12 protein-coding genes and 1 pseudogene are annotated in these 16,173 nt (G+C 38.3%); 3 read left to right on the top strand and 10 right to left on the bottom strand.

The window, feature by feature from the left end; all coding sequences use genetic code 11:
- Positions 1-404: 404 nt before the first annotated feature.
- The 5 genes from NST97_RS16510 to NST97_RS16490 form a co-directional block, all read right to left on the bottom strand.
- A complete protein-coding gene (locus tag NST97_RS16510; protein WP_341343481.1) occupies positions 405-2,120 on the bottom strand; it encodes an acyl-CoA dehydrogenase family protein in 1,716 nt (571 codons plus the stop codon).
- An 813-nt stretch (positions 2,121-2,933) separates the two neighbouring features.
- A complete protein-coding gene (locus NST97_RS16505) occupies positions 2,934-4,487 on the bottom strand; it encodes a class I adenylate-forming enzyme family protein (RefSeq protein ID WP_130158388.1) in 1,554 nt (517 codons plus the stop codon).
- Between the two features lie 160 nt (positions 4,488-4,647).
- Entirely contained in the window at positions 4,648-5,427 is a 780-nt protein-coding gene (locus NST97_RS16500; RefSeq protein WP_063389217.1) for an enoyl-CoA hydratase/isomerase family protein, read from the bottom strand.
- 22 nt (positions 5,428-5,449) lie between these two features.
- Positions 5,450-6,304 (bottom strand): 3-hydroxyacyl-CoA dehydrogenase family protein, encoded by an 855-nt coding sequence (locus NST97_RS16495; protein WP_063389218.1) that lies wholly within the window; start codon positions 6,302-6,304, stop codon positions 5,450-5,452.
- 142 nt (positions 6,305-6,446) lie between these two features.
- Complete coding sequence (locus tag NST97_RS16490) at positions 6,447-8,666, bottom strand: helix-turn-helix domain-containing protein (RefSeq protein WP_130158384.1); 2,220 nt, start codon at positions 8,664-8,666, stop codon at positions 6,447-6,449.
- A 201-nt stretch (positions 8,667-8,867) separates the two neighbouring features.
- Between NST97_RS16490 and NST97_RS16485 the strand changes: the two genes are divergently transcribed.
- Positions 8,868-9,674, top strand: coding sequence for a glycosyltransferase family 8 protein (locus NST97_RS16485; protein WP_066248838.1), 807 nt, complete (start codon positions 8,868-8,870; stop codon positions 9,672-9,674).
- Between the two features lie 223 nt (positions 9,675-9,897).
- Here the strand turns inward: NST97_RS16485 and NST97_RS16480 are convergent, their stop codons facing one another.
- From NST97_RS16480 to NST97_RS16460, 5 genes are all read right to left on the bottom strand, one after another.
- On the bottom strand, positions 9,898-11,577 hold the full coding sequence (locus tag NST97_RS16480; protein WP_130158382.1) for an ABC1 kinase family protein: 1,680 nt from the start codon (positions 11,575-11,577) through the stop codon (positions 9,898-9,900).
- A 45-nt stretch (positions 11,578-11,622) separates the two neighbouring features.
- Positions 11,623-11,913 carry a phasin family protein gene (locus NST97_RS16475; protein ID WP_063389222.1) on the bottom strand — a complete coding sequence of 97 codons (291 nt, stop codon included), beginning with the start codon at positions 11,911-11,913 and terminating at the stop codon, positions 11,623-11,625.
- Between the two features lie 148 nt (positions 11,914-12,061).
- Positions 12,062-12,535 carry a Cys-tRNA(Pro) deacylase gene (gene ybaK / locus NST97_RS16470; RefSeq protein WP_130158380.1) on the bottom strand — a complete coding sequence of 158 codons (474 nt, stop codon included), beginning with the start codon at positions 12,533-12,535 and terminating at the stop codon, positions 12,062-12,064.
- A 92-nt stretch (positions 12,536-12,627) separates the two neighbouring features.
- Positions 12,628-13,338 carry an AAA family ATPase gene (locus NST97_RS16465; RefSeq protein WP_339211014.1) on the bottom strand — a complete coding sequence of 237 codons (711 nt, stop codon included), beginning with the start codon at positions 13,336-13,338 and terminating at the stop codon, positions 12,628-12,630.
- A 353-nt stretch (positions 13,339-13,691) separates the two neighbouring features.
- Positions 13,692-14,231 (bottom strand): O-acetyl-ADP-ribose deacetylase, encoded by a 540-nt coding sequence (locus NST97_RS16460; RefSeq protein ID WP_144597367.1) that lies wholly within the window; start codon positions 14,229-14,231, stop codon positions 13,692-13,694.
- Positions 14,232-14,565: 334 nt separating this feature from the next.
- Here NST97_RS16460 and NST97_RS16455 point away from each other — a divergent pair, with 334 nt between their 5' ends.
- Positions 14,566-15,024, top strand: coding sequence for a ferritin-like domain-containing protein (locus NST97_RS16455; protein ID WP_130158378.1), 459 nt, complete (start codon positions 14,566-14,568; stop codon positions 15,022-15,024).
- A 128-nt stretch (positions 15,025-15,152) separates the two neighbouring features.
- Positions 15,153-16,031 (top strand): annotated as a pseudogene (locus tag NST97_RS16450) (IS982 family transposase).
- Positions 16,032-16,173 lie beyond the last annotated feature (142 nt).

Genomic DNA, 16,173 nt, shown 5'->3' with positions numbered 1-16,173 from the left:
AATGTCCTTCATATAGGTCATGAAGTTCAACAAGAAGCAATTGTATGTGCTGAATGTCCGTCATAAAACGTTTGGAGAACGTAATTAAAAAAAGTCCTTCATAAGACTTCTGAAGGATATAAACAGATAGAAAAAATGGTTTGTCCGATAAGTCCCTAAAATGAAGGGGCTCCAAAGTCAGTTAACCCTGACTTTTTGGACAGCCCCTTCAAACAAAAATCGAAATATATTAAGGGGGCTGTCAAATAAGTCGTTTTTTCGGCTTATGACGCCCCCTTAAATGTTTTAGAAACGTTATATATGATGCTTATGATTTTTTGTTTTCAATGGAGAATTGACTTCCTGAACAGCCCTACTTGAATTATTTTTGGAACTTATCGGACATCCATGTAAGAAACAATCGATTATAGCTTGTGAATGCCTGAATAATTTCCGGCAGTTATAACGGCAGATGCTATCAATCGTTTATCATGAACAAAATCATTGTTGCTTGATTGAATCGTTTTAAATAATTTTTCTTGTTGCTGCTTTATTTGTTCATCGTGTAACACACTGAACTTGAACATTTCCGACACGATTTTACTAGATGCCTCATATGCGAAAATTTTTGCCAATAGTTTCTTTTCTTTTATTTTTTTCTGAGCTTTATTTGCAAGTAATTTTTCCACTCGAAATAAATTGCTTTCAATTGCATAAATCGAAATGGCCAAATTTGCCAACCATGCTAAAATTTCTTGTTCTTCCTTATAATTTTCAAATGACTGTAAAATCATTTCCATCGCTTGTCCCGCGAGCCTTCTCAAGTTGGACAGCAGCTCCCACTCCTGCGCCATTTCTTCAGATGGACCTTCATCCAGCTTTCTGAAATCCGGCCATTCCGCTTTTGATTGCAGCAGTGTTTGGGCAATAATCATCCGGTTAATCTCGTTTGTTCCTTCAAATATTCTGTTAATCCTTGAATCGCGGTAAAGGTGCTCCACTTCATATTCGGAAATATAACCGTATCCTCCATGCATTTGCAGCGCTTCATCCACAATGATATCCAGCGCTTCGGAAGCAAACACCTTGTTGATCGAAGCTTCCACTGCAAATTGCTTTAAAATATCTCTATACGGTATATTATTTTCTTTACAGTACTGATATCCCCGATCCAACTCGCCGGCAGAACGATATACCATGCTTTCAATCGTAAATATTTTTGCAGCTATGCCGGCTATTTTTTCTTGAATTAACAGAAATTGCGACAGCAGCCGATTAAATTGTTTCCGCTCTGTTACATGCTGAACGGCGAGCTCCAATGCTCTTTTTGCCATGCCGAGGCTTGCCGCTGATATTTTATGGCGGCCGTTATTCAAAATGTTAAACGCAATCAAATGTCCCCTGCCAATTTCCCCTAATACATTTTCAACCGGAACTTTTACATCCTCCAAAATGACCGGTGTTGTTGAAGAGCCTTTTAAACCCATTTTCTTTTCTTCCGGCCCTATTGTAATCCCTTCACTTTTATCGACAATAAAGGCGGTGAACTTCTCACCGTCCACTTTCGCGTACAAAATAAAGAAATCTGCAAAAGATGCATTAGTAATAAATTGTTTTTCGCCATTAATTAAATAGTATTTGCCGTCATCAGACAATCGTGCTGTCGTTTTGATACTTAAGGCATCCGTTCCTGCCGACGGTTCTGTCAATGCATACGCACCAATTTTTTCGCCGCTAACTACGTAAGGCAAATATTTTTCCTTTTGTTCGTCTGTTCCATAATACACAATCGGAAGGGAGCCAATTCCAATTTGCCCTCCAAATGTTGTTGAGAAAGATCTCGTCTTTCCAATTTCCTCCATGATGATAACCGAGCTGATTTTGTCTAAATCAAGCCCTCCGTATTCTTCAGGCACATCTGATCCTAATAGACCTAATTCTCCTGCTTTTCTCAAGAGCTCAATCGATTGATCAAATTGTTGTTTTTCTATTTCCGGCAAAACAGGCAAAACTTCTTGTTCCACATAGGCTGATGCAGTACTAGCTATCATGCGATGTTCTTCAGTAAAATTCTCCGGTGTAAATATATCATCTAAAGAAATCACTTTTTTCAAAAAAGGGTTGCTTGAAAATTGTTCCATTTTATAACACCTCTGTTTTTTACCATTCATTTTTCTCCCAAAGCTGCTTCATCTGTTATTAGAGCAAAATCAAGAAAAGTGCATTTGCTCCAATAAGCTGAAAACAGTCCCCATAACTACCGGCATCTGTATAAGCTTGCTGAATGGAAGCGCAAAACATAATGGCATCACATACTTAATGGAAAGAACAAAAGCTAAAGGCACGAAAGAATAGCGGGAAATTCCAAATCATACATCACTTTTCCTTTGCGTCCAAAAAAAAGAGGCGGAGCCAGCCGAAATAACGGCTGAAAAACTCATCATGAGACGACAATTTATATGGAAGGTAAGTAATTGCTGCTGCAATATCGAAAAAAGACAAGAATAGAAGCAGGGAGCCGCCAAAAGATTAAGAAAATCCGGATCTCGCAAATGAAATCAAATGAGCATGCACAATCACCAAACGCTTATGAACATTTTTTGCAATCGTTTTCAAATTTTAAAAGATTGGAAGTAAAAATAATAGATTTGAGATATTGTTATTTTATCTGAATTTTCGGAAATTATAACTCGTTTATTCAGTCAATAAACCAGCTTCCAAATCGCAGCATGGACATCAAACGCATGAATAACTTCAATACCATGGCAAAACTGTCCGTTACGACGAGTTAAATAAATAATAATGCCGGCCGGCAGTGTAAAGAAACCAACAGGAAACATTATATGGAATTGATGCTTACTTCATAAGATATCCCGATATTTTCCAAATCATCGCCGGAGTTTCAATGCTTCAGCCGATAAGCTGTTCTTAAACTCTTCTTTTCATCGAACCATTTACGCATTGAAATTAAATTTTTCCATCACTTGGTCTTTCAGTCTTACCTTTTGAATTTTACCGCTCGCTGTGACAGGAAAATCTTCTGTGAAAATAATTTTGTTTGGAACTTTGTATGATGCCATTTGCGCTTTAACAAACTCTTTTAATTCTTCCTCTGTGCAAGCTGCGCCTTTTTTCAGCTTTATAACAGCACAAACTGATTCGCCCATTACTTCATCAGGCAAGCCTATGACAGCTGCTTCGACAACTTGAGGGTGTTTAGTTAAAACTGCCTCGACTTCCTGCGGATAAATGTTGAAGCCTCCACGAATGATCATTTCTTTTTTTCGCCCGACGAAACGAAGGTTTCCTTTTTCATCCAACACTCCGAGATCTCCCGTATAAAACCATCCTTCTTTATCCAAAACCTGCTCTGTTTGTTCCTTCATTTTGTAATACCCTTTCATGGTGCCAAAGCTGTGGATGGCAATTTCACCAACTTCGCCTGGAGGGAGCTCCTGCCGATTTTCGTCTACAATTTTCAGCTTTACACCTTCGATCGGTTTTCCTACAGTTTCCAATATCACTCGTTCATCCTGTTCATCATAGTCAGTCGCAGTAACAGATCCTGTTTCGGTAATTCCGTATGATTGGCACAAGTTTATTCCCATCCGCTCCCGAATTTCTTTCACTTTGTTTGGTGGAATAGGTGATGCCCCGACAATACCCGCTCGCAATGAAGAAAGGTCATAATCTTCAAAATCTTCTTGTTCTAATTCTTTTATAAACATGGCGGGAACTCCTTGTTTGATCGTCACTTTTTCCTGTTCAATTAATTTTAATGTTTCCTTCGGATGATATTTCTCTTGCAAAATGATTCTTGCGCCGCAAGAGATCGCACAAAACAAATTGACGGCCATTCCAAAAATATGGAATAAAGGAGCAGGAACGATAAACACATCTTTTTCAGTACATCTAATCGTTTTAGCCATAATATTAGCTGATTGAACAATGGCGCGATGGCTAATCATTACACCTTTCGGAATGCCTGTCGTTCCTGATGTATACAATAAACAAAACAAATCGTTGTTGACATCAAGCTTTTCAGCTGGAGCATCTTCTGACGCGGAAGACGCTACTTCTTGATAGGATAATAGATCAGGATGTTCAAAACGAACAGAAATCAAAGTTTTTACAACTTGGAACGCTTGCTTAAATCCAATGTTTTCATCAAACTGTTCCGTTACAAACAACACTTTTGGCTCCGAATTTTTGAGAATGTATTCCACTTCGTGATGCTTATACTTCGGATTAAACGGAACTAGAATTGCACCTATTTTGGCCGCTGCTACAAAAATAACGGCTGTTTCGTTCCAGTTTGGCAAGCAAACAGCGACTCGATCTCCCTTGTTGATCCCCAGCTTTTTCAAACCCGCAGCCAGCCGGTTAGCTTCTTGAAAAAATTCGCCATAGGTCAATCTGTTTTTCAGGTCATAGAGCACTTCTTTATCTTTATAGGCTTTCACCGTATGTTCTACCAACTCGTACACCGAAAACAAATAATTGTTCATTGCTTCGCCATCTCCTCTTACGCAAATATTCAAAACATGTAAGACACGAAGCATCCTGAGTCATTTCATATCGGACACTTCGTGAAATTACATGATTTGTTCGATGACTTTTTCTATATAAAATAACCTTTTCAACATGAAGTCGGTTGTATCGCTTTTATTATTTTCCAACGTAAACCGGCTTGCGCTTTTCTACAAACGCTTTCAATCCTTCTTTTCGATCTTCAGTTGAAAAGGCATTGGCAAAACTAGATGCTTCAAGGGTCAATCCTGTTTCCAGATCAGCATTGCTGCCAGCATTGACAGCTATTTTCAGCATACGAAGAGCTACAGGCGGTTTTTGGGCTAGCTTTTCTGCCCATTGTTTGGCAGTTGCCAGCAGTTCTTCGCCAGGTACAACTTTGTTCACTATATGAAGCTCCAACGCTCTGTTAGCATCAAACATGTCGCCAAAATAAAGTAATTCTTTAGCAATGCCTTGACCGACAATTTTTTGCAGACGCTGGGTGCCTCCGCCGCCAGGAATAATGCCAAGACCGACTTCAGGGAAAGCAAATTTAGCTTTTTCCGAGCAAATCCGCAGGTCACAAGCCAATGCAAGCTCTAAGCCTCCGCCTAAAGCAAGACCGTTAATGGCAGCAATGACAGGTTTGGATGCGTTTTCAATTTTTGAAAAAGCTTCCCTTGACACACGGTTCATATTCATCATGCCAACAAGATCGAGATCAGCCATTTCGTTAATATCTGCTCCGGCAACAAATGCTTTTTCACCGCTGCCTGTTAAAATAATGACTCTTACTTGGCTGTTTTCTTCCAGCTCGTTAAAAATGGTTACAAGCTCTTTAAATACTTTTGAATTCAGCGGGTTGACAGGCGGGCGGTTGATGGTGACAACTGCTACATGCTGTTCAATATCGCATGTTAAAAATTCCAAGCTCATCTTCAGTCCCCCATTCTCATGATTAGTCATAGTCGTAAAAACCGGCTCCTGTTTTCCTTCCAAGTCTTCCTGCTCTTACTAATTGCTTTAGAAGCATTGGAGGTGCGAAGCGGTTATCATTAAACTCATTTTTCATATATTCCATTACGTAGTAGCCGATATCAACACCGGCAAAATCTTGAAGTGTGAACGGCCCCATAGGATAGTTCAGCCCGAGCGTAACCGCTTTATCAATATCTTCCGCTGTAGCTACCCCTTCTTCGAGCAGCTTAATCGCTTCAATAAATTGCGGAATCATAATACGGTTGACAATAAATCCTGGAGTGTCTTTTTTCACTTCCACCGGCTCTTTATTCAGCTTTTTCGCAAATTCCTTCAGTTCTACTACTGTTTCATCGCTTGTTTTATATCCTCGAACAACTTCCACTAATTTCATGATCTGCGCAGGATTGAAGAAATGCATTCCTGCGACGCGTTCCGGCCTGTTCGTTGCAGACGCAATCTCTGTTATGGACATGGAAGAAGTATTTGTTGCCAAAATCACATGGTCAGATGTAATTTGATCCAATTTCGCGAAAACGCTTTTTTTTACTTCCAAATCTTCTATAACAGCTTCAATCACAATATCAGCCTGTTTAAAATCCTCCAAATTTGTCGTAACTTGAATTCGTTCCAAAACTTCCTTTTTTTGCTCTTCGGTCATTTTTCCTTTTGCAACGCTTTTTTCCATAAATTTATTTATTCTTGATAAGCCGTTATCAAGAAATTTTTGTTCGACATCATGCAAGATAACTTGAAATCCTGAAATGGCGGCCAAATTGGCGATGCCGCTTCCCATCGAGCCTGCTCCAACTACCCCGACTTTAGATATCGTCATAGTCACAACTCCTTTTAAAAACATAACTTTATTAATATTCTGTAAATTATTATAGAAAATATAAAATGAAATAAACACCTACAAAATACGGAAAAAGCTTCTCTTCTATCAACAATTTTGTGGAAAAAACGCTGCGGCGCTTTTATATTCTTTCAGTTGTTTTTGAATAATACAGGTCATAAAGCTTATAAGCCATCATCATATTAAATCGATGATCAGCATCATTTAAATCAATTTCCAGCAGCGATTCAATCTTTTCAAGACGATAAAGAAGGGAGCTTCGATGAATAAACAGCTCTTCTGCCGAATTTTTAATATTTCCGTTGTTATAAAGGAACGCTCGCAGCGTATGGAATAAATCCATACTTTTCCCTTCCGAATAATTCAATAACGGTTCAAGATGCCTTTTGATGAAAAATTCCACCGCTTCTTTATTATCTAAATGATGTAAAATAGTGTAAGCACCCAATTCCTCAAACAAAGCAAACCCTTTGTGGCGAAACCTGTGAAACACGACATTCAAAGCTTGGATAGCCTGCTGATAGCTAATATAATAATCATTTAAATTTTCAGTTTTACCGCCGATCCCCATGAATACTTGGCATTCAATATTGCCTTCTCGAACCCAATTTTTTATATTTCTATAAAATACTTTCCAATAGTTTTTTGGATGCTTGCCTTCTTCTTTTACCGGAACAATCAATATATAGTTTCCATCGTTTGTCGCCATGATAATTTCTTTGCTGAAACGGGAAATTTGTGTTTTCAACTGGTCCCAAATCAATGTTTTTTTAGATTGTTGAACAAGCAAATTACTGTTTTCCGTTTCCTTCTCATCTAATAAAATCGACAACACCGCTAATCGGTGCTGATGAAATAAGTTCCATTGGAATAAATTCGCATATTGTAAAATCCGCTCTTGATCCTCTATACGTTCCACAAGCAATTTGCTGACAAAACTATCCTTTACCTGCTCTTTTGTATCCAAAACAAGCTTCTGCTTGATAAATTGGATCGAACAAATATTTCTTGCCAAATCAATTGTCAGCTGATCAAATTCATCCATGTCATTTTCGCCAATTTCGACAGCCAAAAACCCAAGCAAATTTCCTCCGCCGTTCACCTTCCACAGCCGGAAATGAAGCTCTTCCCCGTCATCCAATTGGATGTGGAGTTTCCTTCCGTTTTCTATCAATCTCTCTTTATTTCCGCTGCCCATCAGCCTTTCTACATCTTTATTTGATAAATCATAATGATGGAAGGAACAAGAAATCGGCCTCATAAAACGGTCGAACAAAAGGACGGATTTGGAAAAAAGACTTCTTAAAGCAGACGTAATACCGTCAAAATTGTCATGTTCAACTGTTTCTTTCACGAGGGCGTGCTGATAATCAAGCAGAAAGTAAAGACGTTCTTTATGCTCCTTTTCGTTTTTATATAAACGGGCATTTTCCAAAATAGCGGCAATATGATTGGAAAGCAGCTTTAATATCTCCAAATCATCTTCATTAAAAACTCCCTTTTGTTTCTCTTCTACATGAAGCACACCGATTGTTTTCAAATCAAATATTAATGGAACGGTCAGTTCAGACCCGCCTGGAGTATCCAAAAACGGAAAGTATTCCTTTAAAACATAATTTGTTTCAATATTAATCCGTTCCGGTTTTTCAAATGGACCATAGGATGGAGGCTGAAAAATAAAATGATTTTCTTTTTCGTTATATAAATAAATACAAGCCATCCTTGCATTAGTTCCTTTTCCGGCGCGTTCCACAAGTGTTTCAATATTTTTTTCAAGCGGCACATCAAGCGACAAATTTTTGCTGATCCACTCGATCCCTTCGATTTTTTTAATTTGTGCTTCTTTTTGTTTTGCCATTGCAATCGCAACAGCTACATCTTTGCCGAATTCATCAAAATGTGCCTTCATATCCAACAGAGGCACGTAGTCAAGATAGGCAATAATGCAAAAGCCCAAGCTGCTCATATCGTCTTTGAGAGGAACTGTAAACCACGTTTTTACTTTTTCTTTTTTCATTAAATTGGTAAACTGACAGTCGCCTGCTTGCTCTGCTTTATCATATGTTAAGCTTTGGTGAAGGAGATTCGGCGAACAGTTTTGAACCTGCAGCGGAAAGGATTCCGTTATTTTCTGCAAATCTCCGCTCCAAACTTTCAAACTCAGCTCCTCTCCCTCTTGTAAAATGATGCCGACAAAATCACATGAAAACTGGGAGCGGAAGGAATCAGCCAAAAATTGCAATGCCTCTTCCTCCGTATCAATTTTCACTAGATGTCTAGCCGTTTTTCGCAAATGATTTTCAATCTTTCTCATTAATTTTTCCCGTTTTGATTCTGTCAAAGAGGACTCCTCCTTTTTGAAGAAGCTTGTGTCAATATTTCAAAAAATGAAAAACATGCTATAATTCAATTTAAACAAAAACAAATGCTGCGTACAAATTTTATTTGAAAAATGAAAACGTTGATGGTAATTTGTTAAATAGCTGCGGCTTTATCCACGCTTTTAAAAATTTTGCTACGATCTTTTGCGAGGATGGTACAAATGATCAATATTCTTGTCACACTGAATTCAAATTATATTCCCCCGCTGAAAGTTATGTTAAATTCATTATTCCAAAATAATATTGAAGAAAAATTTTCGATATATATCATGTATTCAAATATTTCCGATCAAGATTTACACGAATTGGATCAATTTGTAAAACGTCATAACCAAAGTTTATATCCAATATACGTAGACCCTAAGCTCTTTGAAGATGCACCCGTTTTTCGCCATTATACATCAGAAATGTATTATCGATTAGCTTCCCATCAATTTTTGCCAGACGATTTGGACCGAATTCTGTACCTTGATCCCGACATCGTTGTAATCAATCCCATCAAAGATTTTTACTATAGTGATTTTGAAAATTGCTTGTTTATTGCTTCTGAACATACACACTCTACAAAAGTTGCCAACCTTTTTAATAAATTAAGGCTTAAAACCCCGAATGCGAAAGGATATTTTAATACAGGCGTTTTGCTTATGAATTTGGAACGGATTCGAAAAGAAGTAAAATTGGAAGATATATATGCATTTATTAATGAAAACCGTTTAAAGCTTGTCCTTCCTGATCAAGATGTGCTCAATGCTTTATACTGGGATAAAATTAAACCTGTTGATTGTTATCGATACAATTATGATGCAAGATATTATGAAATTATTAAATTGCTTCCAAATGCAAAGCATGGGATGGAGTGGATAAAAGAGAATACTGTTTTTATTCATTATTGCGGGAAAGACAAGCCTTGGCAAAAAAACTATAAAGGAGAGCTGGGAGCTTTTTATAAAAAGTACGAAATACTATAAAGAGCGGCAAAAAACATTTATCATCACATCTCCGCTTTAATAAAAGGGGCTTGTCTAATAAGTCGTTTTTTCGGCTTATTGACACCCCTTTCTTACATTCAGTCAAGTACTTTTTTAAATTCTTTTGGAGATATGAATTAATGTTTTAGAAAACGTTGAAATATCGACGTTAATGATTTTTGTTTTCAATGGGGATTTGACTTTCTGGACGGCTCTTTTTTGACTAAAACCGTCCTGACTTAAAAATGGAAAATAACAGCCACAAAAACATGAGCGTTGCTACGCCAAAACCGATTTCAATCGCTGGAATTTTCCAAAGCAGTGTTGATTGCCTTCCCATTGAAGAACCAATAATAATCCCTACCATAATAATACTGAATGCCAATAACACGATGCTGAACGATAACCGATTGCTGATGCGGTCAAGTTTTTTCAGAAAAAGATCTAATTCCGGAATCGTGATCTCATGGCGGAGTCTGCCCCGCTTCATTAAAGAAGCGATCTCTGCTACATAAGCTGGAAAATCCATTAGCAGTTCTGTATAATCTGTTACGTGTTTCCATGCATTTTCAGCGATATACTTCGGATGCAAGCGCTCCTTTGCCAGCCGGCGACCAAAAGGCTCAGCAACATCGATAATTCTAAAATCTGGATTCAATTTTTCGACCACGCCTTCAACCGTCAAAAGCGTTTTTCCTAATAGTGTTAAATCAGAAGGGATTTTGATGGAATGTTTGAAAGCTGCTCGAAAAAGGTCGTTCACAGCTTCACCGATGCTGACTTGGTGTAACGGAACACCGTAATACTTTTCCCGTAAATCTTCGATGTCCGCTCTCAATTGCTTTAAATCGATATCTTCAGGAACGATGCCCATGCGCAAAATGGCTTTCATGACGCCATCCGTACTCTGTCTCATTAAAGAAATCACTAATGATGAGAAATGATGCTTCATGTCCGATGTAAGCCGGCCGGTCATTCCGAAATCAATGAAGGCAATGATTCCGCCCTGCTTAATGATGACATTTCCAGGATGGGGATCGGCATGAAAAAAACCATCCATAAATATTTGCCGGAAAATTTCTTTTGATAAAATTTCTGTAATATGATCCAAATGGTATCCATTTGTTTTTAGTTTTTCAATCTCATTTAGTTTAATTCCTTCTACATATTCCATTGTTAATACTCTTTTCGTCGAGTACTCCCAAAACACTTTCGGAATGTAGACAGCTTGTTCATTTGCACTCTGTTTAGAAAATTTGTCTGCATTTCGGGCTTCAATGGTATAATCGAGCTCAGCACGAAGAGCCTTTGAAAACTCTTCAATCATGTCCCTGACCTGATACTTTGCAGCCCATTTTAGCCTATGCTCCGCTAATACCGCTAAATCTTGAAGAATTTCTAAGTCCGTTTCAATCACATTCGAAATATGAGGGCGTTGAATTTTTATAGCCACTTTTTCACCCGAATGCAAAACGGCTTGATGAACTTGTCCTATTGAAGCAGCAGCTAACGGAGCATGATCAAAGTGCCGAAAAATTTTTTCTATTTCACCGCCCAATTCTGATTGAACAATCTCACGCACCTCATCAAAAGAAAAAGGCGGAACTCGATCCTGCAATTTTTCCAATTCACTAATAATCTCCTCCGGCAGCAAATCAGGACGGGTGCTCGCAATTTGACCTAATTTTATAAATGTCGGGCCTAATTCTTCCAATACAAGCCTTACCCGTTCACCTATCGTTTTGGAATGATGCTCAGTTTTTCTGCCAAAAAAAGCTTTTTGCGGCAAAGAAAGAAATTGCGAAATACCCATTTCCTCTACGACGAATCCAAATCCATTGCGAATTAAAGCAGACGCGATATCCCGATAACGGCCAATATGCCGCATCCTTTTTCCAACCACTTTACCGCCTCCTCAACAACAAAGGACCTTTTAACAGGTCCTCTTTTACTCATCTTCCTTTTCCAATTTGCGAATCTTTTCTTCCAGTTCTCGGATATCCTCCTTCGTTGCTATATCTAGTTTGTTGATCACCTGAGCCACTTGCTCTCGAACAAGACGCTGCAGTTCAGTTTTTTCTTCTTCACCGCGCTTGATTAGCTGGTTAAAAACTTCTTTTGATTCTTCAATCGATATCTCGCCTTTTTTCACGAGTTCATCTACAAATTTTTTCACTTGTTCTTTGCTTGCTACAGCTAAACCAAGTCCGAACGCCAATCCCTTTTTGAATAAATCCATTATGCTTGCCCTCCATTTCTTTCGAATTTCAACACGAGGCTTTATCCTTGTTATCACCTTAATCTTCTATTTTATTCAGTAAAATTCCTTCACTTTCTTTTCGAAGTGTAAAACAACAGCCACATCTTATAAAATTCGGCTATTTTTGTTATTTCGTCACATCTTCCAGCTTCGCTTCTGTTACTTGCTGCAAATCTTTGACGCTGAGCTCCATTTGCACGCCGATTTTGCCCCCGCTGACAATAATATGCTCGTGTTCCAATGCAGTTGAATCGATAATCGTCGGGTAATGTTTCTTCATGCCGATCGGCGAACAGCCTCCGCGGATATAGCCTGTCCATTTTTGTAAATCTTTTACTGGCAGCATTTCGATTTTTTTCTCTCCTGTTATTTTCGCAGCTTTTTTTAAATCTAATTCTGCCTCAACAGGGATGACAAATACATAAATGTTGCCGGCGCTGCTCTTAGCAACTAATGTTTTATATACTGATTCAGGGCTTCTGCCAATCATTTGTGCAACAGAAATCCCATCAACCTTCCCCTTTTGGACATCGTAAGTAATCACGTTGTAATGTATTTTTTCTTTATCAAGAATTCGCATTGCGTTTGTTTTTGTGTTCATTGTTTATACCTCTCCAAAAGCAGAATATTTCAGGATGAGTGATGTGATGAAAAATATAAATGGACGGCATCCCCAACACAGGCTGTTGTGTCTCAATCGTTAAACAGTTCACTTAACACCTTTTTTCTATTTTCGAGAAACCGCCTAGTAATAATATAATGCATAGTTTCTTCATATTTTACTTCCTTTAGCGGATGTTCATCAAAATTTAAGATTTGGGCATTTGGATAGCCGAGTAAAATGGGAGAATGAGTAGAAATAATAAACTGCGCATCGTTTTCCAAATCTTTTATGATCCTTAATAAAGTCAGCTGTCTAGCAGGTGAAAGTGCTGCTTCAGGCTCATCCAACAGATAGATCGCTTTTTTTCCAAAACGATTTGTTAAAAGTGAGAGAAAAGCTTCCCCGTGCGACTGTTTGTGAAGAGAACGGCCTCCATAATAAGGGAGACTTTCAGGAATTGTATCGAGATACGACGCAAAATGATAAAAGGTCTCAGCTCGCAAAAAAAACCCGTTCGTCACTTTTGGCATCCATGACAGCCGTATGTATTCCCCAAGGGCCGCATCGGAAGCATCTACATGAAAATTATTGTTTTTGCCTCCTCCGGCTGTATTAAAGCCACACTGATAAGCTATTGCCTCAAGGAGCGTTGATTTTCCGGAACCGTTTTCCCCGACAAAAAAAGTAATATTGGAACGAAACGAAATGGATTTTAAATTTTTTATTGCAGGAATCGAAAACGGGTAGCTATTTAAATCAATTTCTTTATTTCTTAAAATTTCGAGGCTTTTCAAATACATTGAATTCATCTCCAAAGTCGTTCGTATTTTCATATTCACTGTGCACATTTCACATAAAATAAACAACTGCCGATTGCTTGATGTTTTATGGAAAAAATTTTTTGGAATATTGCGACCTTTGAAGTTGATCGCTTTGAAAATCATCAAATGTTGTATTCCGACTTCCAAATTTCTGCATTCATTGAAAAAGTTTCATTATAAACGAAACGGGCGATGGAGATTTTCGTCTCAACGCTGCATATTTTCTTAGTTTTTGATAAATATGTCGCAAAAACTTATTGTTTACAATTAAAGCTCGCCAACGAATAAATGATTTTTGTATGGTGGCCATTGATTCGAAAAAGTGTTTTTTCCTATCTGATCATCGTCTTGTAAATATGATAATTTTCGTCATCAAAACAAACGAACAATATTGATTGAATGCTTCGGATGAATTGATTTTGAATACACTCCTTAACGGTCTCTAAAGCAATTTGGGCCGCTTCATGCTTTGGAAAACGATAAACACCAGTACTGATATTTGGAAATGCGATCGTTTTCACGAAATGCTCTTCCGCAAGCTTTAAGGAGTTTATGTAGCAATTTCTTAGCAGCTCCCTTTCTTGATAGGCTCCGCCTTTCCATACTGGTCCGACAGTATGAATAACGTATTTGGCGGGCAAATTTCCTGCAGTAGTAATAACTGCTTCCCCGGTCGGACATCCTCCTGTTCTTTCCCTGATCTTTTTGCATTCCTCCATAATCTCCGGCCCGCCTGCTCTATGGATCGCGCCGTCGACACCCCCGCCTCCCAAAAGTCCGTTGTTAGCCGCATTAACAATCGCGTCAACAGTACACTTTGTAATATCGCCTTTTATTACCTCCAATTCAGTATCGTTAATAACGATTTTCATTAATATCAACCTCCGTTTTTATACAAATATGAATTTGTATACTGACAGTCAGCTCCTAGTTACGGAAACCCTATTAGACGATACTTTAAACCTTATTGTGTTATATCCACGATCGTTTTTTGAACGAATTTGAACAATTCAATGATGTCTCAATTGTGCGACCTTTAGGAGTTTTCATATTGACATCATACAACCATTTCTTCTTTGTCTTATCATAACAAATATAAATCGGAAAATACATATAAGACCAACTGTTACAATAAAGCTTGCATATTTTTTTACCACACAAATCAAACTATAAATACTTTTAAAAATAAATTGCGGAGGACATGAAGTGAGACGTGCTATAAACAGTTTAAATGAATTTTTAAAAGGAAATTATATGGCAATTCACGCTTATAATGAATATATAAATCGTGCTAAGCAACCGGAACTTAAATTACTGTTACAACAGTTACAGCAAAATCATCAGCAACATGCGATGGAGATAACGAAAAGAATACAAGATCTTGGCGGAAAACCAGTTGATCATCCTGGAATCAAAGGGAAAAGTATGGAGATATTTAAAATGTTAACAGACCACAACAATGAACCGGACCATATAGTAAAAGATGCACTAGCTGGTGAAAAACGTGGTATTGAAATATCACAGAACATTGTAAATGGAACTTTAGATGACCAAAGCTACAGACTTGTTCAACAAATTTTAGATAAAAACATAAAACATCTTGACCTTTTGAATCAGGCTTTACATGACATACAAAAAAAAAAGCCGATTGATACAATCGGCTAAAATGTGTGTACAATGATAATGTCATATACCCGTGGTGCTAGATAAAATCTCGAGACATAAAAACAGCCCTTGCATGAGGATCTCCTTTAAAATGAAAGTGCGAACAAACATTCAAAAGGAGAAGTTCCATGCAAGAGCACTTTCATTTTACAATAAACCAAGCAAAAATTCAAAAGCAATATACCGCGATCTTATTCGTTGTATCAGCACAACTGTCTTGTATTCAGATGTATTTGCAACGTCGAAATCGTCATTTGTTGAAGCAAGAGGATGAGGTTATCATCGCCATTCACGTTCTTGGAAAATTGCTGGGTTTTACTTCGGAACGGGCTTGGCATCGATTTGTCATTGGAAACCTGTTCACCAAGGAAAAGTTCCTAGAGCGCTCTCGATACAACCGTCGATGCCGTTCTTTGCGTTGGGCCATCAAATGGATTCGTCACCAACTCGCCAAACGTGGACAACATCACGCTTATGCGGTAGTGGACAGCTTACCCATTGAACTCTGCCACCACGCACGAATGTATCGCGTCAAACGATTTCAAGGAATCGCAGATATTGGGTATTGTGCATCCAAAAAGATGGTTTACTATGGGTTTAAGCTTCATCTTCAGATTACCGACCAAGCGCTTCCGATGGGATATGTCCTGACCGAGGCATCCTGCCACGATCGGACAGCTGCGGAAACAGTGATGACTCAACTTCCTCATCCGTATACACTTGGCGACAAAGGATATGTGAGCCAAGCCCTGCAAAAGAAGCTGTACGATGAATACAAGATCGCTTTTTGGACGCCTGCCCGAAAAAATCAACGTGTGGTGCAATCAAAAGAATGGAAACAATGGATGAAGTGAAAACGCAAAATCGTCGAAACCGCGTTCTCGGTTTTAGTGGATTCATTTCGGATCACGAAAATTCGCGCCAATTCGATCTCTGGATTTGAAACGGCGCTTGATGCCATTTTATTGGCCTATTCGCTCGTTGTTCTTGGGCTAGTTGAGCGTTGACGCTCAACTAGCACCATGGGTAATGTCATATACATTTTTGTAGGTTATTTCTCTTTTGCAAGAATTTAGGAGGTAAAAGCCAACGGATAAATGTAAACCATCTTAACTAACCGAATTTCATTTCTCCTCCCGGTGATCTTCA

It is taken from the genome of Aeribacillus sp. FSL K6-1305, assembly GCF_038050115.1.
Taxonomy (GTDB): domain Bacteria; phylum Bacillota; class Bacilli; order Bacillales; family Aeribacillaceae; genus Aeribacillus; species Aeribacillus composti.
This window is presented reverse-complemented; position numbering and strand designations above follow the sequence as displayed.